The organism is Pseudomonas sp. PvP001, from assembly GCF_040546375.1.
Classification (GTDB): Bacteria; Pseudomonadota; Gammaproteobacteria; order Pseudomonadales; family Pseudomonadaceae; genus Aquipseudomonas; species Aquipseudomonas coleopterorum.
This window is the reverse complement of sequence record NZ_JBEPNQ010000001.1, coordinates 2,339,725-2,358,790: the sequence shown is the minus strand read 5'-3', so window position 1 is coordinate 2,358,790 and position 19,066 is coordinate 2,339,725. Positions and strand designations below refer to the sequence as shown.

The window sequence follows — 19,066 nt, the reverse complement described above, 5'->3', positions numbered from 1 at the left end:
GCTCCCACATGATCACCGTCTCATCTGTGGGAGCGGGCTCTGCCCGCGAAGGGGGCGCTGCGGTCTTGCATCATCCGCAACTCGGTGATTCTGGTGACCCAGATCGATGCCTACGAGCGTGATGGCTACAAGCCGTGGGACGCCGTGCTGGAGGCGACCGAGCATCGTCGTCGGCCGATCCTGCTCACCGCAGCGGCGGCCAGTTTGGGCATGATCCCGATCGCTCGTGAGGTGTTCTGGGGGCCGATGGCTTACGCGATGATCGGCGGGATCGTGGTGGCGACCTTGCTGACCCTGTTGTTCCTGCCGGCGCTGTATGTGGCCTGGTATCGGATCAAGGAAGGTGAGGGCGAGGGGAAGGAGGCTTGATGAGCTGAGGGCCTCTTCGCGGGCAGAGCCCGCTCCCACAAGGAACGCGTAACCCCTGTGGGAGCGGGCTCTGCCCGCGAAGGGGGCGCTGCGGTATGGGGACTAGCGCTTGTTGAGCACCCGCGCCAGCCGGTCGCCGCTGAACTGGATCAAGGTCACCAGGGCCACCAGCAGGACGATCACCGTGAGCATGATCTGGCTGTCGAAACGCTGGTAGCCGTAGCGGTAGGCGATGTCGCCCAGCCCACCGGCGCCGATGGCGCCCGCCATGGCCGATGAATTGATCATGGTCACCACGGTGATGGTGAAACCGGCGACGATGCCGGGCCGAGCCTCGGGCAGCAGCACGTGCCAGACGATATGCCAGCGTCGGCAGCCCATGGCCTGCGCAGCCTCGATCAGGCCATGGTCGACCTCACGCAGGCTAACCTCGGCGATGCGCGCAAAGAACGGCGTCGCAGCGATGGTCAACGGCACCACCGCTGCCCACACCCCATAGGTGGTACCCACGATCAACCGAGTGAACGGGATCAGCGCCACCATCAGGATCAGGAACGGCACCGATCGGAACAGATTGACGAACGCGCCCAGCACGCGGTTCAGCGCCGGCGCCTGGTAGATGCCGCCTCGGTCGCTGGTGACCAGCACCACCGCCATCACGACTCCCACCGGCAACGCGATCAACGACGAAACGCCCACCATCAACAAGGTGTCGAGGGCGCCCTGCAGCAGACGATCAAACCACATAGCCCAGCTCCTCTACCTTTTGTGCCCATTGCCGGGCGCGTTGCAGCAGATGCTCACGGTCATGGGGCGAATTGCTCACCGCCACGACCAGGCTGCCCAGCGCCCGCCCTTGAATGCGTTCGATCCCGCCCTGCAGCAGGCTGACCTGACCGCCCAGCAGGTTGAACAGTGAGGACAGATCCGCTTCGCCGGCCTGTGCCCCGGTCACGCCCAGGCGCAACACCAGCGCGGCCTCGGGTATCGGCGCCGTACTGCGCAGACGTGCTCGCAGCTCATCGGACAGGCCGTGTTGCAACGGTGCCAGCAGGGTGCGGCTGACCTCGTGCCGAGGGTCGCCGAAGACCTGCCACACCGGCCCCTGCTCGACCACCTGGCCGCCCTCGAGCACCACCACGCGGTCGCAGATGGCACGGATCACGGCCATTTCGTGGGTGATCAAAATGATCGTCAGCCCCAGGCGCCGATTGATGTCGCGCAACAGCGCCAGGATCGATTCGGTGGTCTCCGGATCCAGCGCCGAAGTGGCTTCGTCGCACAGCAGGATCTGCGGGTCGTGGACCAGCGCGCGGGCAATGCCGACGCGCTGCTTCTGCCCGCCGGACAACTGCGCCGGGTACGCGTCGCGCTTGCCCTGCAGGCCGACCAGTTCGAGCAGTTCACCGACCTTGCGCCAGCGCTCGGCCTGGGGCACGCCGGCGACCTTGAGTGGCAGCTCGACGTTCTGCCACACGGTTTTCGCCGACATCAGGTTGAAGTGCTGGAAGATCATGCCGATGCGTCGCCGCAGCGCCACCAGGCGATCCTCGTCGAAATCACCGATGTCCACCTGATCGATCAGCACGCGCCCGCTGCTGGGCTGTTCCAGCCGGTTGATGGTGCGGATCAGCGACGACTTGCCGGCGCCGCTGCGGCCGATGATGCCGAACACTTCACCGCGCTCGATGGTCAGGTCGATACCTTGCAGGGCCTGCACCGGACCCTGCGCGCCCTCATAGGTCTTGCCGACGCCGATGAAGCGCACCAGGCTGTTGGCCAGTTGCGGGTGCAGCTCCAGGGTTTCGGCAGGCTGCCGGGCAAGGCCGGCGGTATCGGCCAGCCGGCGTTGGACATTGGTGGTGGGCATACTCACTCCTTCCAGCCGACTTGGTAGAGCTTGCCGTTGATCTTGTCGAGCGAAGCGCGCACGACCGGCGAGTGTTGGTAGATATCCACGAACTTGGCCAGGCGCGGATCATCCTTGCGCTCGGGCTTGATCACGAACTGGATCACGTACTCGGGATGGTCGAGGCCGTCGAACAGCAAGGCCGAGCCGGCATCGAAGGTCTTGGCCAGGCGAATGTAGGCCGGGTAGCCCTGCACCAGATCGGCGTCGTCGTAGGCGCGCACGAGTTGCACGGCTTCGACCTGGAGAATCTTGATGCCCTTGGGGTTGGTGAGGATGTCGTCTTCGGTGGCCTTGTAGCCAACCCCCGGCTTGAGGGTGATCAAGCCGGCCTTGGCCAGCAGTTGCAGGCCGCGACCGCTGTTGATCGGGTCGTTGGCGATGGCCACGCTGGCGCCCTTGGGCAGCTCGTCGAAGCTCTTGTAGCGTTTGGAATACAGCCCGACGTTGTTGATGATGCCCGGTGCATAGGGCACCAGGTCGGTGCCGGCCTGGGTATTGGCGTTTTCCAGAAAGGGGATGTGCTGGAAGTAGTTCACGTCGATGTCGCCGGCGGCGAGGCTGACGTTGGGTGCGATCCAGTCGGTGAATTCCACCAGTTTGACGGTCAGGCCCTCTTTCTTGGCTTCCTCCACGGCGGTTTCCAGGGGAATGGCGAAGGCGGCGGTGGTGCCGACGATCAGGGGCTTGTCATCGGCGGCGTGGGCCAGGCCGGTGAGGAGGGTGAGGGCGAGTAGCAGGGTGGGTTTGAGCATGGTGTTGGTCCATTGGTTTTTGTGGGGGTTGGGAGGGCGTCTTCGCGGGCAGAGCCCGCTCCCACATGAGCGTGCGCTCGTTAATTGTGGGAGCGGGGCGGGCGGCTGAGCCTTCTGCCCGCGAAAAGGCCCGATCAGGCACCGCGCTTGTAACTGAAACCGGCATGCCCCTCGGGCAACCCCGGGCCTTGGCCGAAGACCTTTTCGCGCAACGTGCCCTGGGCATAGGCGGTCTTGTACGAACCGCGCGTCTGCAGCACGGGGATCACCAGATCGATGAAGTCGACGTAGCTTTCCGGAGTGACCGTGCGGGTCAGGTTGAACCCGTCCAGGCCGGTCTCGGCGATCCAGGCTTCGAGTTCGTCGGCAACCTTTTCCGGGTCGCCGACCAAGGTGATGTAGCGTCCGCCCAAAGCGTGCTGGTCGAGCAGTTTGCGGCGTGTCCAGTCGTTGTTCTGCAGGGTCTTGGTGGCCGACTCGATGGCGTTGCCCTTCACGTACTGAATGGGCTCGTCGAGTTCGTAGCGGGCAAAGTCGATCGCAGTGGAGGCGGCGAAGTGGGCGACGCCGGCCTCGGCGCTGGCGTAGCTCAGGTATTCGTCATGCTTGGCCCAGGCCTGGGCCTCAGTGGCAGCGACGATGACCGTGATGCCCATGAAGACCTTCACGGCCTGGGGATCGCGGCCGGCTGCGCGGGCTGCGTCGCGGACCTTGTCCACCTGGGCGCGGGTGGCCTGCTTGTTCTGTCCGCTGATGAACACGCATTCGGCATGCCGACCGGCGAACTGCAGGCCCCGTGCCGAGCTGCCGGCCTGGAACAGCAGCGGTGTGCGCTGTGGCGAGGGTTCGCAGAGGTGGTAACCCTGGACCCGGTAGAACTCGCCTTCGTGCTGCACCTTGTGGACCTTTTCCGGATGGGCGTAGATGCGTCGCTCGCGGTCTTCGACGACGGCGTCGTCTTCCCAGCTGCCTTCCCAGAGTTTGTAGAGCACCTCCAGGTATTCGTCGGCCTGATCGTAACGGCGATCGTGCTCCACCTGCTGGGTCAGGCCCATGGCCTTGGCCGCGCTGTCCAGGTAGCCGGTGACGATATTCCAGCCGACCCGGCCGCGGGTCAGGTGATCGAGCGTGGACAGGCGTCGGGCGAACAGATAGGGCGCTTCGTAGGTGAGGTTGGCGGTCAGGCCAAAGCCCAGGTGGCGGGTGACCGCGGCCATGGCCGAAACCAGCAGCAACGGGTCGTTGACCGGCAGCTGGATCGACTCCTTCAAGGTCACGTCGACCGAATCCTGGTAGATGTCGTAGACCCCGACGATGTCGGCGATGAACAGGCCATCGAACAGGCCGCGCTCCAGCAACCGAGCCAGTTCGGTCCAGTATTCCAGGGTCTTGTACTGGCTCGAAGTGTCGCGCGGATGGGTCCACAGGCCGTGGTTGATGTGGCCCACACAGTTCATGTTGAAGGCGTTGAGCAGGATCTGCTTCTTGCTCATCAGATGGTCCCCCGGCGTGGTGGCAACTGGTCGTTGAGGTAGTAGTTGCCGATGGCGTGGTACTTCCAGCGCACCGGGTCGTGCAGGGTGTGCACGCGGGCGTTGCGCCAGTGCCGGTCCAGGCCGTGCTCGGCCAGGGTGGCCTGGCTACCGGCGAGTTCGAACAGGGTGCTGCCGGCGGCCAGGGAAATCTCGGTGCTGAGGGCGCGGGCTTCGGCCACGGCAATCGAGGCGGCGCCGACGTGTTCGGCGGTGGGCTCGGCCTGGGCCTTGTCGAGGATCTCGCCGGCCCGCTCCAACAGCGCTTCGGCGGCGTGCAGGCGGATGGCCAGATGGCCGAAGCTCTTGAGCGACAGCGGATCTTCGACGGCCTTGTCGCTGGTGGCGTCGATCCACGGCCGGGTACGGGTGCGGACGAACTGCAAGGCGTCCTCGAACGCCCCGCGCGCGATGCCGGTGTCGATCGCGGCGTGAAGGATCTGCGCGAATGGGCCGACCGTGGTAGGCCGTTCGAACGCGCTTTGAAACGGCACGATGGCGTCGGCGCCGACCCAGACGTTGTCGAACACCACCGAACCGCTGCCTGTGGTGCGCTGGCCGAAGCCACTCCAGTCGTCTATGACCTGGACCCCGGCACTGTCGGCGGGCACGAAGGCCAGTTGCTGTACGCCTTGTTCATCGATCACCGAAGTGGGAATGCATTGGGCATACAGCGCGCCGGTGGCGTAGAACTTGCGGCCATTGATGCGGAAACCGTCGCCGTCGCGGGTCAGGCGCGTGGTGCGGTCGTGGGCGGTGCGGGTGCCGAGTTCGGCCAGGGCGTTGCCCAGCCGCTGGCCTGCCAGCACGTCGGCGTACAGGCGCTGCTGCTGCGCCGGGCTGCCGTTGATACGCAGCACTTCCAGGGCATAGAAATGATTCTGTGGGATCTGTCCCAGCGAGCCGTCGGCAGCCGCCAACAGGGCAATGACCTGGGCCAGGGTCACGTTGGACACACCGGCTCCGCCGAACGCCTTGGGCACGCTGATGCCGCCCAGGCCAGAGCGGGAGAACAGCGTCAGTTCGGCGTGGGGCAGCTGCCGCTCGCGGTCGCGCAGGGCGCTGTCGCGCTGCAACTGGGGGGCCAGCTGCCGGGCAGCGTCCAGCGCCTGCTGATCGTTGGCGATGCGTGCGACGCCGTCGAGGGGGTGGGGCAATGAGCTCATGCTGATCTCCAGCGGTCTGGTCAAATCCAGGAATGGCGTGCAGGCAGGCTGCCGTTCAGGTGATAGGCGCCAACAGCGTGATATTTCCAGCGCACGGGATCGTGCAGGGTGTGCACGCGGGCGTTGCGCCAGTGACGATCGAGGTTGAACTCGGCGAGGGTGGCGCGGCTGCCGGCCAGCTCGAAAAGCTTTTCACTGGCCTGCAGGGCGACTTCGGTGGTGATCACCTTGGCCTCGGCCACGGCGATCGAGGCCTGGCCGGCGAGGGCGGCGTCCACCGGCGCCTGACCGATCTGGTCCAGCACCCGGGCGGCCTTGCGCAGCAGTGCCTGCGCGGCGTGCAGTTCCAGCTTCAAGCGACCGATGTCGGCGATCACGAACGGATCGTCGCTGGCGCGCTCGACCCCGGCATCGATCCACGGGCGCGATTTTTCCCGGACGAAGGCGATGGTGTCGTCGATCGCCGCTTCGGCAATGCCGGCGTCGATGGCAGCCTGCATCAATTGCGACACGGCGCCCTGAATGTTCGGTTGCTGTGCCTGGCGCCAGATCTGCACCACATGGGTGTCGGGTACGTGCGCATTTTCAAGCACGACAGTGCCGCTGGCGGTGGTGCGCTGGCCGAAGCCGGACCAGTCGTCGACGATGCGCAGGCCGGGTGTGCCGCGGCGTACGAACGCCATGACCAGACGCTGTTCATCGTCCACGGCCTTGACCGCCACCCAGTGGGCGAACAGCGCGCCGGTGGAGTAGAACTTCTGCCCGCTGATTCGCCCGCCGTCACCGTCGCGGACGATGCGGGTGTTGATTTCCAACGTGTTGCGGGCGTCGCGTTCGGGGCCGCCGTTGCCGATGCGCGCGCCTTCGAGCACGGCGGTGAATAGCGCGTGCTGCTGCGCTTCGGTGGCGGTGCCGCGCAGCATCTGCAGAATGCCGAAATGGTTCTGTGGGATCTGCCCCAGCGCTGGATCGGCGGCGCTGATGAGGCGGAAGACCTCGGCCAGGGTCACGAAACTGACGTCGGGGCCACCGAAGGCGCGTGGCACGGTGATGCTGCCCAGGCCGCTGGCGGTGAATTGCTCGATCAGTTGCCAGGGCAGTTCACGTTGCTGGTCTCGCCTGGCAGCGTGGGTGCGGGCACTGGCGGCAAGCGCCTGCGCGGCTTCGAGTGCGTCGGCGTCGTTGCGCAGGATCTGCGCAGGCAAGAGCGCCGGGCCGTTGTCGGTTGTTGTCTGTGGTTGGGGGTGTTCGAGGGAAATCGAGTGGTTGACCATACCGTCCTCACGTCATGCAGGGCGTATGTCGCCTTGCTTGGATGTACGCAGGTCCGGTGGTCCGGTTTATATACCCTAATCGTTTGTTAAATTTAAATGAACTAACGATTGGGAATATGGATAGATGTGTTTTTTATGGCTGTACAGTGACCCTTGTGGGAGCGGGGCGGAGCCCCGCTCCCACATCTGAGGTGTGTCAGGGACGCCGCAGCGCGCCCTTCGCGGGCAGAGCCCGCTCCCACAAGCTGCGGTGTATCAGATACAGCGCAGTGTGTTCTTCGCGGGCAAGACCCGCTCCCACAATCGAGGCTCAGGCGGGGCGGGTAAGGGTCTTTACGCCTTCGGTGGTGCCCAGCAGCAGCACATCGGCCGGGCGGGTGGCGAACAGGCCGTTGGTGACCACGCCGACGATGGCGTTGATCTGTGTTTCCAGCGCCACCGGGTCGGTGATCTGCATGTTGTACACGTCGATGATGATGTTGCCGTTGTCGGTCACCACGCCCTCGCGGTAGACCGGGTCGCCGCCCAGTTTCACCAGCTGGCGCGCGACATGGCTGCGGGCCATCGGGATGACTTCCACCGGCAGCGGAAACTCGCCCAGCACCGGCACCAGCTTGCTGCCGTCGGCGATACAGATGAACGTGGTGGCCACGGCCGCGACGATCTTCTCGCGGGTCAACGCAGCGCCGCCGCCCTTGATCAGGTTCAGGTGCTCATCGCTTTCATCCGCGCCGTCGACGTAGAACTCCAGGTCGCCCACGCTGTTGAGTTCGTACACCGGAATGCCATGGCCCTTGAGCCTGGCAGCGGTCGCTTCGGAGCTGGCCACGGCGCCGTCGAAGGCACTCTTGTGCTGCGCCAGCGCGTCGATGAAGCAGTTGGCGGTGGACCCGGTGCCCACGCCGACGACGCTCTTTCCGCCCAGCTTGGGCAGAATGAAATCCACGGCAGCCTGGGCGACGGCCTGTTTGAGTTGGTCCTGGGTCATGCAAGCTCCGCAGCGGCAGTTGGGGCTCTAGTGGTTGTGGCCCCGAAGGCGCGCATTATAAGGGCAAAACCTTGGTTTTGCCGTGGTCGTTGGCTTAGACTCGTCGGCCCTGCCCGTTATCGTCAGTGATGTCCGCCATGCTCGAACAGTACGTAAAGATGATCCTCACCTCGCGCGTCTACGACGTTGCGGTGGAAACCCCTTTGCAGCCCGCCGGGCAGCTGTCCGAGCGCCTGAACAACAAGATTTTGCTCAAGCGCGAAGACTTGCAGCCGGTGTTCTCGTTCAAGATTCGCGGCGCCTACAACAAGCTGGCGCAGCTCAGCGCAGAGGAACTGGCTCGTGGCGTGGTCACCGCCTCGGCCGGCAACCATGCCCAGGGCCTGGCGCTGGCGGCGCGCGAGCTGGGGATCAAGGCCACCATCGTGATGCCCAACACCACCCCCGAGATCAAGATCGAAGGCGTGCGTTCGCGCGGTGGCATCGTGGTGCTGCACGGCGACTCGTTTCCCGAGGCCCTGGCTCATTCGCTCAAGCTGGTGGACGAGCAGGGCATGGTCTACATCCATCCCTACGACGACCCGTACACCATTGCCGGCCAGGGCACGGTGGCGATGGAGATTCTGCGTCAGCATCCGGGCGATCTCGACGCGATCTTCGTGCCCGTGGGCGGCGGCGGTCTGATCGCCGGCATCGCCGCGTACGTCAAATACCTGCGGCCGGGCATCAAGGTCATCGGCGTCGAGCCGGACGATTCCAACTGCCTGCAGCAAGCCATGCGTGCCGGTGAGCGCGTGGTGCTGCCGCAGGTCGGGTTGTTCGCCGACGGTGTGGCGGTGGCGCAGATCGGCCAGTACACCTTCGAGATCTGCAAGGATCACGTGGACGAAGTGATCACCGTCAGCACCGACGAGATCTGTGCGGCGATCAAGGACATCTACGACGATACCCGCTCGATCACCGAACCTGCTGGTGCGCTCGGGGTGGCGGGGATCAAGAAGTACGTCGAAGCACGGGGTGTGTCGGGGCAGACCCTGGTGGCGATCGATTCGGGCGCCAACGTGAACTTCGACCGGCTGCGCCACGTGGCCGAACGGGCCGAGCTGGGCGAGGGGCGCGAAGCCATTATCGCGGTGACCATTCCCGAGCGTCCGGGCAGCTTCAAGGCGTTCTGCGAGGCCATCGGCAAACGGCAGATCACCGAGTTCAACTACCGCTACCACACCGGTCACGAAGCACACATTTTCGTCGGCGTGCAGACCCACCCCGAGCGCGATCCGCGGGCGGTGCTGGTGCAGACGCTGCAATCCCATGGCTTCCCGGTGCTGGACCTGACCGACAACGAGCTGGCCAAGCTGCACATTCGCCATATGGTCGGCGGCCACGCGGTCCGGGTCAGCGACGAGATGGTCCTGCGCTTCGAGTTCCCGGAGCGTCCGGGTGCGCTGTTCAACTTCCTCGACAAGCTGGGCGGGCGCTGGAACATCTCGATGTTCCACTACCGCAACCACGGCGCCGCCGACGGGCGTGTGGTGGCTGGGCTGCAGGTGCCTGAAGAGGAGCGCCATCTGGTGGCCGGCGCGCTGGCCGAAATCGGCTACCCGTTCTGGGACGAGACGGATAACCCGGCTTATCAGTTGTTTCTGGGGTAGTGATGCGGTGCCTGGCTTGAGTCCGTAGTGTGCCATTCGCGGGCAGAGCCCACTCCCACAGCAGCGACCCCGGCTTATCAGTTGTTTCTGGGGTAGTGATGCAGGGCCTGGCTTGAGTCCGTGGTGTGCCATTCGCGGGCAGAGGGCTCAGCCGCCCGCCCCGCTTCCACAGGGTGAACTCGACGGCTGCTACGCTTGTCGATGATGCATCGTCAATGCCCATAGGGATCACGCGTCATGGAAAGCCTGGCGATTCTGAAAGTATTTCACGTCGCTGCCACGGTCGTGCTGCTGGGCAGCGTGGTGGCCGTCATCTACCGTGCCTGGCGCAGTTGGAAAGGCGGCGACCGGCTGCCCTTCGCCAGTACCCTGCAACGGCCCTGGGTGTACGCCTGGGTGGTCATGGCCGTGAGCCTGGTGAGTTTTCCGGTGACCGGCTGGTGGCTGGTGCACCGGGTAGGCTGGCCCTTGGGGCAAACCTGGATTCTCACCGCCGCGGTGTTGTATGTGATCGGTGGTGGGGTCTGGCTGCTGCTGATCAACCGGGTGAATCGCCTGCGTCTGGCGACAGGACTCGATGAGGTCGTCGTTGCGGCCAAGCGGCGCAATGTCTTGATCATCGCGACCGTGGCAGTGGTGGTGCTTTTGTCGATCATCGGGCTGATGGTGACCAAGCCTGCCTGAGGCTGCGCATTTAGGTGTACCGCAGCGCATTCTTCGCGGCCAATGGCCGCTCCTACGGTTGGCCGCGATCTCTGTGGGAGCGGGCTCTGCCCGCGAACTGAGCGCCGCGGTATATCAGGCAGACCGCAGCGCATTCTTCGCGGGCAGAGCCCGCTCCCACAGTCAGACAGACCGCGGCGCTCATTTCGCGGGCAGAGCCCGCTCCCACAGTGAGCAGTTATCAGCGCAGGGAGATTTCCTTCCAGCCGCGGCGCTTGGCTTCTTCGTGCAGGCGGGGGTCCGGGTCGACCACCACCGGGTGGGTCACCTGCTCCAGCAGTGGCAGATCGTTCATCGAGTCGCTGTAGAAATAGCTGTCGTGCAGATCGTAGCCGTTCTCTTCCAGCCAGCGGTTCAGGCGCGTGACCTTGCCTTCCTTGAAGCAGGGCACGTCGAAGCTGCGTCCGGTGTAGCGGCCGTCGACCATTTCCACTTCCGTGGCCAGCAGCGTTTCAACGCCCAGGCGCTCGGCGATCGGGCCGGTCACGAAGCGGTTGGTGGCGGTGATGATCACCAGCTTGTCACCCGCGTCGCGATGCTGTTGCAGCAAGGCGGCGGCCTTGGGCAGCATGATCGGCTCGATGCAGTCACGCATGAAATCGCGATGCCATTCATCCAGTTGCGCCACGTCGGTCGCCGCAAGGATTTCCAGGGTGAAGTTCAGGTACTCGTTCAAGTCCAGACGGCCTGCCAGGTAGTCCTGATAGAACTCATCGTTGCGTGCCTTGTAAGTGTCGGCATCGAGAATGCCGCGGGCGCACAGATAATCACCCCAGGCATGGTCGCTGTCGCCGCCGAGCAGCGTGTTGTCGAGGTCGAATAGGGCCAGGCGCATGAAATGACTCGCATTAAATGGGGAAAAGGCCCACAGAATACGGACTTTTCACATGCGTGCACATAAGCTACGCGGCGTCGTTGCTCGCCTTCACAGGCTTTGTGGAACAATGCCAGAACATGCGTTTACGAGGTTGTTGCCGTGATCGACCCCGATGGTTTTCGCCCTAACGTTGGCATCATTCTCACCAATGACGCCGGTCAGGTGCTATGGGCTCGGCGTATCAATCAGGACGCCTGGCAATTTCCGCAAGGGGGTATCAACCCTCAGGAAACGCCGGAAGAGGCCTTGTACCGCGAGCTGAATGAAGAAGTCGGGCTGGAACGCCAGGATGTAGAAATACTTGCCTGCACCCGCGGCTGGTTGCGTTATCGTCTACCCCAACGCCTGGTGCGCACGCACAGCCAACCGTTGTGCATCGGCCAGAAACAGAAATGGTTCCTGCTGCGTCTGGTATCCAACGAGCAGCGCGTGCGCATGGACCTGACCGGCAAACCCGAGTTCGATGGCTGGCGCTGGGTCAGCTATTGGTACCCGCTGGGCCAGGTGGTGACATTCAAGCGCGAGGTCTACAGACGCGCGCTCAAAGAGCTAGCCCCGCGCCTTCTCTCGCGCGACTGACGACGGAGTTCGACCCCGAGCCATGCTCAATACGCTGCGCAAGATCGTCCAGGAAGTCAACTCCGCCAAGGATCTCAAGTCGGCGCTGGGGATCATTGTGCAACGCGTCAAGGAAGCCATGGGCAGCCAGGTCTGCTCGGTGTACCTGCTGGATCTGGAAACCAATCGCTTCGTGCTGATGGCCACCGAAGGCCTCAACAAGCGCTCCATCGGCAAGGTCAGCATGGCCCCCAACGAAGGCCTGGTGGGCCTGGTGGGCACGCGCGAAGAGCCGCTCAACCTGGAAAACGCCGCCGGCCACCCGCGTTATCGCTACTTTGCCGAAACCGGCGAGGAGCGCTACGCGTCCTTCCTCGGCACGCCGATCATTCACCACCGGCGTGTGGTGGGGGTGCTGGTGATCCAGCAAAAGGAGCGGCGTCAGTTCGACGAGGGCGAAGAAGCCTTTCTGGTCACCATGAGCGCGCAATTGGCGGGGGTGATCGCCCACGCCGAAGCCACCGGTTCGATCCGTGGCCTGGGACGTCAGGGCAAGGGCATCCAGGAAGCGCGCTTCGTCGGCGTGCCCGGCTCGCCCGGCGCGGCCGTGGGAACCGCGGTGGTCATGCTGCCACCGGCCGACCTGGACGTGGTGCCCGACAAGAGTGTCAGTGACATCGATGCCGAACTGGCGTTGTTCCAGAACGCGCTGGAAGGCGTGCGCAACGACATGCGCACCCTGTCGGCGAAACTGGCCACCCAGCTGCGCCCCGAAGAGCGGGCGCTGTTCGACGTCTACCTGATGATGCTCGACGACGCTTCGCTGGGCAGCGAAGTGACCAACGTGATCAAGACCGGGCAGTGGGCCCAGGGTGCGCTGCGCCACGTTGTCACCGAGCACGTCAACCGTTTTGAATTGATGGACGACGCCTACCTGCGCGAGCGCGCCTCCGACGTGAAAGACCTGGGGCGGCGCCTGCTCGCCTATCTGCAGGAGGCGCGTCAGCAAACCCTGGTCTACCCCGACAACACCATCCTGATCAGTGAAGAGCTGTCGCCGGCGATGCTCGGCGAGGTGCCGGAAGGCAAGCTAGTCGGCCTGGTGTCGGTCCTGGGCTCGGGCAACTCCCATGTCGCCATTCTCGCGCGTGCCATGGGCATCCCGACGGTGATGGGCCTGGTCGACCTGCCGTATTCCAAGGTCGATGGCATCAAGATGATCGTCGATGGCTACCACGGCGAGGTCTACACCAACCCCAGCGACATCCTCAGCAAGCAGTTCGCCGATGTGGTCGAAGAGGAGCGGCAACTGGCGCTGGGCCTCGACGCCCTGCGCGAATTGCCTTGCGTGACCCTCGACGGCCACCGCATGCCGCTTTGGGTCAACACCGGTCTGCTCGCCGATGTGGCCCGTGCGCAGCAGCGCGGCGCCGAGGGCGTTGGCCTGTACCGCACCGAAGTGCCGTTCATGATCAACCAGCGCTTCCCCCAGCGAGAAGGAACAGCTGGCCATCTACCGTGAACAGTTGGCCGCTTTCCACCCGCTGCCGGTGACCATGCGCAGCCTGGACATCGGCGGCGATAAATCGCTGTCGTATTTCCCCATCAAGGAAGAGAACCCGTTCCTGGGCTGGCGCGGCATCCGCGTGACCCTCGACCACCCGGAAATCTTCCTGGTGCAGGCCCGTGCCATGCTCAAGGCCAGCGAGGGCCTGAACAACCTGCGCATCCTGCTGCCGATGATCTCCGGTACCCACGAGCTGGAAGAGGCTTTGCACCTGATTCACCGGGCTTGGGGCGAGGTGCGCGACGAGGGCACCGACGTGCCGATGCCGCCGGTGGGCGTGATGATCGAGATCCCGGCGGCGGTGTACCTGACCAAGGAGCTGGCGCGCCAGGTCGACTTCCTTTCGGTGGGCTCGAACGACCTGACCCAATACCTGCTGGCCGTGGACCGCAACAACCCACGCGTGGCCGACCTCTACGATTACCTGCACCCGGCCGTGCTGCAGGCTCTGCAGCATGTGGTCACCGAGGCCCATGCCGAAGGCAAGCCGGTGAGCATCTGTGGCGAAATGGCCGGCGACCCGGCTGCGGCGATCCTGTTGATGGCGATGGGTTTCGACAGCCTGTCGATGAACGCCACCAACTTGCCGAAAGTGAAGTGGATGCTGCGCCAGGTCAATCTGAGCAAGGCCAAGGAACTGCTGGCCCAGTTGAGCAAGATCGACAACCCGCAAGTTATTCACAGCTCGCTGCAGCTGGCCCTGAAGAACCTGGGCCTGTCGCGGATGATCAATCCGAGCACGCCGAAGAAGCACTGAAGCGCCTGACCTGTGTCAGCCCGGTATGTGGCTGCCACAGGTTTGCCGCTAATAGCCGGTGCCCGGTTCCACCAGACCGACCATGTCCTCACCTCGTTGATGCCTGCGGATGTTCTCCAGCAGCACCTCGAAGGCCGAGTGCGGATCGGTCATGGCGCCGATGTGCGGGGTCAGCCAGATTTTCGGATGGTCGAGGAAGGGGTGATCGCTGCGTGGTGGCTCTTCTTGCAGCACATCGACGATTGCATGGGCCAGATGGCCCGAGTCCAGCGCCGCCAACAAGTCCGCTTCCACCAGATGGCCACCACGGCCCAGGTTGATCAGGCTCGCGCCCGCGGGCAGCGCGGCGAAGGTCTGGGTATCGAGGATGCCGGCGGTGTCGCTGGTCAGGGGCAACAGGCACAGCAGGATGTCGCAGTTGCCCAGGAACTCCGGCAACTGGTCGCGGCCGCCGTAGCAGTGCACGTCTGGCAGGGTCTTGAGCGTGCGTGACCAGCCACTCAAGGTGAAGCCGAACGGATGCAGCGCGTTCAATGCCGCCTGGCCCAGGTTGCCCAGGCCCATCACACCCACCCGACGCTTGCCGGCGGCCAGCAGTGGATGGGTCTTCCATACGCCTTGGCGCTGTTGCTGCAGGTAGGTTGGCATCTGTCGATGCAGGCCCAGCACGGCGAAGCCGACGTACTCGATGATGCCTTGGGCGATGCCGGGGTCGAGCATGCGCACCACGCTGACCGATTCGGGCACATGGGCAAGGTCGAACTGGTCGACCCCCGCCGAGGTGGCGAAGACTACCTGCAACTGCGGGAATCGCTCGTACAGGTCCGCAGGCGGCTGCCAGGCCGCGAAATAGCGCACCTGCGCCGGGTCGCCGATGTCCGGCCAGAAGCGCAGGGGGATATCCGGTGCGTGCTCGGCGAACAAGGCTTTCCAGGCCGACGCACGCTCGTCGGGGACTTTGAACAGCAGCGTCATAAGGCGGGCTCTCATGGACCATCGGGGTTTACACCGACGATGCCAGATCGCGGCGCAACATTCTCCCGAATCGAGCCGGTCAAACAGAACAGTCGACCGTAGGAGCGGTACCGTGTGGGAGCAGGACTCTGTGGGAGGGGGGCTCTGTGGGAGCGGGCTCTGCCCGCGAACGGGGCGCCGCGGTGTGTCAGAGGTACCGTAGCGCTTGTTTCGCGGGCAGAGCCCGCTCCCACAGGGGCGCCGCGGTGTGTCAGAGGTACTGCGGCGTCAGCAGGCGGCGGCGATGGCCTCGCCCAAGGCGCGGGTGGTACCGGTGCCGCCGATATCGGCGGTAAGGGGCGCCTGTTCAGGGCCCATGGCCAGGACCTTTTCGATGGCCGCCAGAACCGCCGCACCTGCCTCCGGATGGCCGAGGTGTTCGAGCATCATGGCGCCGCACCAGATCTGCCCGATCGGATTGGCCACGCCCTTGCCGGCGATGTCCGGCGCCGAGCCGTGCACCGGTTCGAACAGGCTGGGGAAGGTGCGCTCCGGGTTGATGTTAGCCGACGGCGCAATACCGATGGTGCCGGTGCAGGCCGGACCCAGGTCGGAGAGGATGTCGCCGAACAGGTTGCTGGCCACCACCACATCGAACCAGTCCGGATGCAGCACGAAGTTGGCCGTGAGAATGTCGATGTGGTACTTGTCGACGTTGACGTCCGGGTACTGCTTGCCCATTTCGGCCACGCGTTCGTCCCAGTACGGCATGGTGATAGCAATGCCGTTGGACTTGGTGGCCGAGGTCAGGTGCTTCTTGGGTCGGCTTTGCGCCAGGTCGTAGGCGAACTTGAGAATGCGGTCCACGCCAACGCGGGTCATCACCGTTTCCTGAAGGACGATCTCGCGGTCGGTGCCGGGGAACATCTTGCCGCCTACGCTGGAGTATTCGCCTTCGGTGTTCTCGCGCACCACCCAGAAATCGATGTCGCCAGGCTTGCGATTGGCCAGTGGTGCCTTGACCCCAGGCATCAAGCGGCAGGGACGCAGGTTGACGTACTGGTCGAACTCGCGACGGAATTGCAGCAGCGAATCCCACAGCGAAACATGGTCGGGCACCACATCGGGCCAGCCCACGGCACCGAAGTAGATCGCGTCGTAGCCCTTGAGCGTTTCGAACCAGTCATCGGGCATCATCTTGCCGTGAGCCAGGTAGTAATCGGCACTGGCGAAGTCGAACCAGTCCCACTGCAAGTGCAGGTCGTGGCGGGCGGCCACGGCGTCGAGCACGCGAACCCCTTCGGGCATGACTTCCTTGCCGATGCCGTCACCGGGGATCACCGCGATCTTGTAAGTGGACTTGCTCATGCTGCACTCCAGTCATTGATTCATGAGTTGATGAACCTGTGGACTCAGTGTAATCAGTGTTCAAGGATTAATAATTGGCCTGTGGGTTAAGCCATTCTTAGATTCAGGTAAACAATCCATGAGCATGATCGATGACCTGAGCTTCTTTCAGCAGGTAGCAACTCGCGCCAGCCTGACCGACGTCGCGCGCCACTTGGGTCTTTCACTGCCGGCGGTGAGCAAGCGTCTGAGCCAGCTGGAGCAGCGCCTGGGCGTGCAGTTGCTGCAACGCACGACGCGACGCTTGTCGCTGACCCCCGAAGGCGAGCTGTACCTGGAGGGCGGGCGGCCGATTCTGCGCCAGCTCGATGAATTGGAAAGTGCGCTGGGTACGCGTCAGCCGACGCTGCATGGCCGGTTGCGAATCAATGCCACCCTGGGCTTTGGCCGCAGGCACCTGGCCCGGGTGGTCTCGGCATTTGCGCGCCTGCACCCTGAATTGGAAGTGTCCCTGGAGCTGAGCAGCCAGCCGATGAGTCTGCTCGACGATCAGTTCGACCTGGGTGTGTTCATGGGCGAGCCGCCCGATTCACGGCTCATCGCTATCCGTCTGCTGGAGAATCCGCGGGTGCTGTGCGCGGCGCCCGGATACCTTGAGAACATGCCTGCACCGACCCAGGTGGCCGATCTGGCGGCGCACAATTGCATCGTGCTGCGCCAGTTCGGCAGCGACTACGCCATCTGGCGCTTTCACAAGGACGGCCGCGACTATGCGCACAAGGTCACTGGGACGCTGTCGAGCAATGACGGCGAGGTGGCGCTTGGCTGGGCGCTGGACGATCACGGTGTGATCCTGCGCTCGCGCTGGGATGTGCAGGCGCATCTGGAGAGTGGCCGGTTGCAGGCGCTGCTGACCGACCACCAGGCGCCGCAGGCCGACGTGTACGCGGTGTACCAGCAGCGGCGTCACACGCCCCAGCGCATCGTCGCCTTCGTGCATTACCTGCGCGAAGCGCTTGGCCAACGATTGCCGTTCGCCATGCTGGAACACGGCTGACCGGCACCTGCGTCCCGTAGCAGCGGCGCGAGCCGCGTCCGGCCTGCATGCGGCGGGTCAGGTGTACCGCGGCGTTTGTGACGCGGCTTGCGCCGCTGCTACAGGGGCTTGTGTTGCGTTTGGGGTCCATGCGGTGGGTCAGGTGTACCGCGGCGTCGATGACGCGGCTCGCGCCGCTGCTACAGGGGCTTGTTTTGCGTTTGGGGTCCGCGTGGTGGGTCAGGTGTACTGCGGTGTTGGTGACGCGGCTTGCGCCGCTGCTACAGGGGCTTGTTTCGCGTTTGGGTCCATGCGGTGGGTCAGGTGTACTGCGGTGTTGGTGACGCGGCTTGCGCCGCTGCTACAGGGGGTGTGCCGGGGTTGGGGCTCATAACCTGAAATCATGGTGGTACTGACTAATGGTGCATTGTCGTCCTGGGTTTTCGTCTTGTACCTTCCAGCGATCCCGCTCGGTCGAACAAAAATACAGAACCGGTGCAAACATGGGTTACCCGTCGAGGTTTTTGTCGCTGCCGAATTAATCTAACTACAGGATGATTTGCCATGAAAACCTTGTCTTTCGGTGCTGTTCTATCCCTGTTGTACGTGGCCATGGCGTGCGCAACGACCGCTCAGGCCGAGCAGATTACCTTCGTCTCCCAAGGTGGCGTCTACCAGGAAGCGCAAACCAAGGCCATCCTCGACCCGGCCGCCAAACTGCTGGGTATCACCATCAAGCAGGACAGCGTTCCGGACGCCTGGCCCATGGTCAAGGCCCAGGGCGAAACCGGCAAGCCGGTGTGGGACGTGATCGACACCCCACCTTCGAACTGCCTCCGCGGCGGCCGCGAAGGCCTGATCGAACCGCTGGACTTGGCGAAGATGCCCAACGTAAAGGGCATGCCCGAAGCCTATCGCACGCCGTATTCGGTGGCCTATGAGTTCTATTCCTCGGTCCTGGGCTACAACACCAAGACCCTGAAGAAGGTGCCGCAGAGCTGGGCCGACTTCTGGAACGTCAAGGACTTCCCCGGCACCCGCGCCTTGCGCAACGACCCCATGGGCACCCTGGAAGCGGCGCTGATCTCCGACGGTGTGCCGCGCGACAAGCTCTACCCGCTGGACGTCGACCGCGCCTACAAGCGCCTGGCCCAGATCAAGCCGGACATCGCCGTCTGGTGGAGTTCGGGCGGGCAGTCGGCGCAACTGCTCAATGACGGTGAAGTGGACATGCTCATGATCTGGAACGGCCGCGTGGGTGCGGTGAAGAAAGACAACGCCGATGTCGACTTCACCTACAACGACGGCATTTTGCAGAACACCCAGCTGTGCATCCTCAAGAACGCGCCGAACCTGGCGCAGGCGGTCAAGTTCGTCGACACCGCCGTGTCGCCCGAGCTGCAGGCCGATTTGCCCAAGTACATCGACTACGGGCCAGGCAACCCGGCCGCCTTCGCCACCGGCAAGCTCAGCGCCGAACGGGGCAAGGAGCTGCCCAGCTCGCCGGAAAACGCCGCCAAGCAGGCGCTGATGTCCGAAGAGTGGTGGTCGTCGGCCGAAGGCATTGCCGCCAAGGACCGTTGGTTGAAATTCGTCCAGTAA

Annotated in this window: 15 protein-coding genes and 2 pseudogenes; 7 read left to right on the top strand and 10 right to left on the bottom strand. The window is 64.2% G+C overall.

Annotation, left to right across the window (positions count from 1 at the left end):
* Positions 1-54: 54 nt before the first annotated feature.
* Positions 55-369, top strand: a pseudogene (locus ABMD26_RS10770) (efflux RND transporter permease subunit); the annotation flags it as partial.
* 102 nt (positions 370-471) lie between these two features.
* Here ABMD26_RS10770 and ABMD26_RS10765 read toward each other — a convergent pair.
* The 7 genes from ABMD26_RS10765 to rpiA all read right to left on the bottom strand — a co-directional run bounded on the left by ABMD26_RS10765 (position 472) and on the right by rpiA (position 7,993).
* Positions 472-1,116 (bottom strand): methionine ABC transporter permease, encoded by a 645-nt coding sequence (locus tag ABMD26_RS10765; protein WP_049861569.1) that lies wholly within the window; start codon positions 1,114-1,116, stop codon positions 472-474.
* Positions 1,106-2,239, bottom strand: coding sequence for a methionine ABC transporter ATP-binding protein (locus ABMD26_RS10760; protein WP_134722734.1), 1,134 nt, complete (start codon positions 2,237-2,239; stop codon positions 1,106-1,108). Before ABMD26_RS10760 ends, ABMD26_RS10765 begins: the two co-directional genes overlap by 11 nt.
* 2 nt (positions 2,240-2,241) lie before the next feature.
* A complete protein-coding gene (locus tag ABMD26_RS10755) occupies positions 2,242-3,033 on the bottom strand; it encodes a MetQ/NlpA family ABC transporter substrate-binding protein (RefSeq protein WP_049861571.1) in 792 nt (263 codons plus the stop codon).
* Positions 3,034-3,167: 134 nt separating this feature from the next.
* Positions 3,168-4,526 (bottom strand): LLM class flavin-dependent oxidoreductase, encoded by a 1,359-nt coding sequence (locus tag ABMD26_RS10750; protein ID WP_134722735.1) that lies wholly within the window; start codon positions 4,524-4,526, stop codon positions 3,168-3,170.
* A complete protein-coding gene (locus ABMD26_RS10745) occupies positions 4,526-5,731 on the bottom strand; it encodes an SfnB family sulfur acquisition oxidoreductase (protein WP_134722736.1) in 1,206 nt (401 codons plus the stop codon). Before ABMD26_RS10745 ends, ABMD26_RS10750 begins: the two co-directional genes overlap by 1 nt.
* Positions 5,732-5,751: 20 nt before the next feature.
* Entirely contained in the window at positions 5,752-7,005 is a 1,254-nt protein-coding gene (locus tag ABMD26_RS10740) for an SfnB family sulfur acquisition oxidoreductase (RefSeq protein ID WP_354309450.1), read from the bottom strand.
* A 310-nt stretch (positions 7,006-7,315) separates the two neighbouring features.
* Complete coding sequence (gene rpiA / locus ABMD26_RS10735) at positions 7,316-7,993, bottom strand: ribose-5-phosphate isomerase RpiA (protein ID WP_134722738.1); 678 nt, start codon at positions 7,991-7,993, stop codon at positions 7,316-7,318.
* A 137-nt stretch (positions 7,994-8,130) separates the two neighbouring features.
* Here rpiA and ilvA point away from each other — a divergent pair, with 137 nt between their 5' ends.
* Together ilvA and ABMD26_RS10725 are read left to right on the top strand one after the other, a co-directional pair.
* Complete coding sequence (gene ilvA, locus ABMD26_RS10730) at positions 8,131-9,645, top strand: threonine ammonia-lyase, biosynthetic (RefSeq protein WP_049861576.1); 1,515 nt, start codon at positions 8,131-8,133, stop codon at positions 9,643-9,645.
* Between the two features lie 237 nt (positions 9,646-9,882).
* Positions 9,883-10,329: a DUF2269 family protein gene (locus ABMD26_RS10725; protein WP_134722739.1), complete on the top strand. Its 447-nt coding sequence runs from the start codon at positions 9,883-9,885 to the stop codon at positions 10,327-10,329.
* 220 nt (positions 10,330-10,549) lie between these two features.
* Here the strand turns inward: ABMD26_RS10725 and ABMD26_RS10720 are convergent, their stop codons facing one another.
* On the bottom strand, positions 10,550-11,203 hold the full coding sequence (locus ABMD26_RS10720; RefSeq protein ID WP_056844556.1) for a histidinol-phosphatase: 654 nt from the start codon (positions 11,201-11,203) through the stop codon (positions 10,550-10,552).
* 141 nt (positions 11,204-11,344) lie between these two features.
* Here ABMD26_RS10720 and ABMD26_RS10715 point away from each other — a divergent pair, with 141 nt between their 5' ends.
* Both ABMD26_RS10715 and ptsP read left to right on the top strand, forming a co-directional pair.
* Positions 11,345-11,824: an RNA pyrophosphohydrolase gene (locus ABMD26_RS10715; protein ID WP_043191776.1), complete on the top strand. Its 480-nt coding sequence runs from the start codon at positions 11,345-11,347 to the stop codon at positions 11,822-11,824.
* Positions 11,825-11,846: 22 nt separating this feature from the next.
* Positions 11,847-14,127: pseudogene (gene ptsP, locus ABMD26_RS10710) on the top strand (phosphoenolpyruvate--protein phosphotransferase).
* A gap of 48 nt (positions 14,128-14,175) precedes the next feature.
* Here ptsP and ABMD26_RS10705 read toward each other — a convergent pair.
* Positions 14,176-15,102 carry a 2-hydroxyacid dehydrogenase gene (locus ABMD26_RS10705; protein WP_134723028.1) on the bottom strand — a complete coding sequence of 309 codons (927 nt, stop codon included), beginning with the start codon at positions 15,100-15,102 and terminating at the stop codon, positions 14,176-14,178.
* A gap of 267 nt (positions 15,103-15,369) precedes the next feature.
* On the bottom strand, positions 15,370-16,449 hold the full coding sequence (locus ABMD26_RS10700) for a tartrate dehydrogenase (protein WP_090355176.1): 1,080 nt from the start codon (positions 16,447-16,449) through the stop codon (positions 15,370-15,372).
* A 118-nt stretch (positions 16,450-16,567) separates the two neighbouring features.
* On the opposite strand from ABMD26_RS10700, the gene ABMD26_RS10695 reads away from it, so the two are divergent.
* Positions 16,568-17,485 (top strand): LysR substrate-binding domain-containing protein, encoded by a 918-nt coding sequence (locus ABMD26_RS10695; RefSeq protein ID WP_354309445.1) that lies wholly within the window; start codon positions 16,568-16,570, stop codon positions 17,483-17,485.
* A gap of 543 nt (positions 17,486-18,028) precedes the next feature.
* On the top strand, positions 18,029-19,066 hold the full coding sequence (locus tag ABMD26_RS10690; RefSeq protein ID WP_090355183.1) for an ABC transporter substrate-binding protein: 1,038 nt from the start codon (positions 18,029-18,031) through the stop codon (positions 19,064-19,066).

What these genes read in the sequence shown, in the direction of transcription:
- ABMD26_RS10760 (WP_134722734.1), bottom strand. Translation starts at nt 2,239, where the DNA reads ATGCCCACCACCAATGTCCAACGCCGGCTGGCCGATACCGCCGGCCTT.
- ABMD26_RS10700 (WP_090355176.1), bottom strand. Translation starts at nt 16,449, where the DNA reads ATGAGCAAGTCCACTTACAAGATCGCGGTGATCCCCGGTGACGGCATC.
- ABMD26_RS10750 (WP_134722735.1), bottom strand. Translation starts at nt 4,526, where the DNA reads ATGAGCAAGAAGCAGATCCTGCTCAACGCCTTCAACATGAACTGTGTG.
- ABMD26_RS10690 (WP_090355183.1), top strand. Translation starts at nt 18,029, where the DNA reads ATGAAAACCTTGTCTTTCGGTGCTGTTCTATCCCTGTTGTACGTGGCC.
- ilvA (WP_049861576.1), top strand. Translation starts at nt 8,131, where the DNA reads ATGCTCGAACAGTACGTAAAGATGATCCTCACCTCGCGCGTCTACGAC.
- ABMD26_RS10765 (WP_049861569.1), bottom strand. Translation starts at nt 1,116, where the DNA reads ATGTGGTTTGATCGTCTGCTGCAGGGCGCCCTCGACACCTTGTTGATG.
- ABMD26_RS10705 (WP_134723028.1), bottom strand. Translation starts at nt 15,102, where the DNA reads ATGACGCTGCTGTTCAAAGTCCCCGACGAGCGTGCGTCGGCCTGGAAA.
- ABMD26_RS10745 (WP_134722736.1), bottom strand. Translation starts at nt 5,731, where the DNA reads ATGAGCTCATTGCCCCACCCCCTCGACGGCGTCGCACGCATCGCCAAC.
- ABMD26_RS10695 (WP_354309445.1), top strand. Translation starts at nt 16,568, where the DNA reads ATGAGCATGATCGATGACCTGAGCTTCTTTCAGCAGGTAGCAACTCGC.
- rpiA (WP_134722738.1), bottom strand. Translation starts at nt 7,993, where the DNA reads ATGACCCAGGACCAACTCAAACAGGCCGTCGCCCAGGCTGCCGTGGAT.
- ABMD26_RS10740 (WP_354309450.1), bottom strand. Translation starts at nt 7,005, where the DNA reads ATGGTCAACCACTCGATTTCCCTCGAACACCCCCAACCACAGACAACA.
- ABMD26_RS10725 (WP_134722739.1), top strand. Translation starts at nt 9,883, where the DNA reads ATGGAAAGCCTGGCGATTCTGAAAGTATTTCACGTCGCTGCCACGGTC.
- ABMD26_RS10720 (WP_056844556.1), bottom strand. Translation starts at nt 11,203, where the DNA reads ATGCGCCTGGCCCTATTCGACCTCGACAACACGCTGCTCGGCGGCGAC.
- ABMD26_RS10755 (WP_049861571.1), bottom strand. Translation starts at nt 3,033, where the DNA reads ATGCTCAAACCCACCCTGCTACTCGCCCTCACCCTCCTCACCGGCCTG.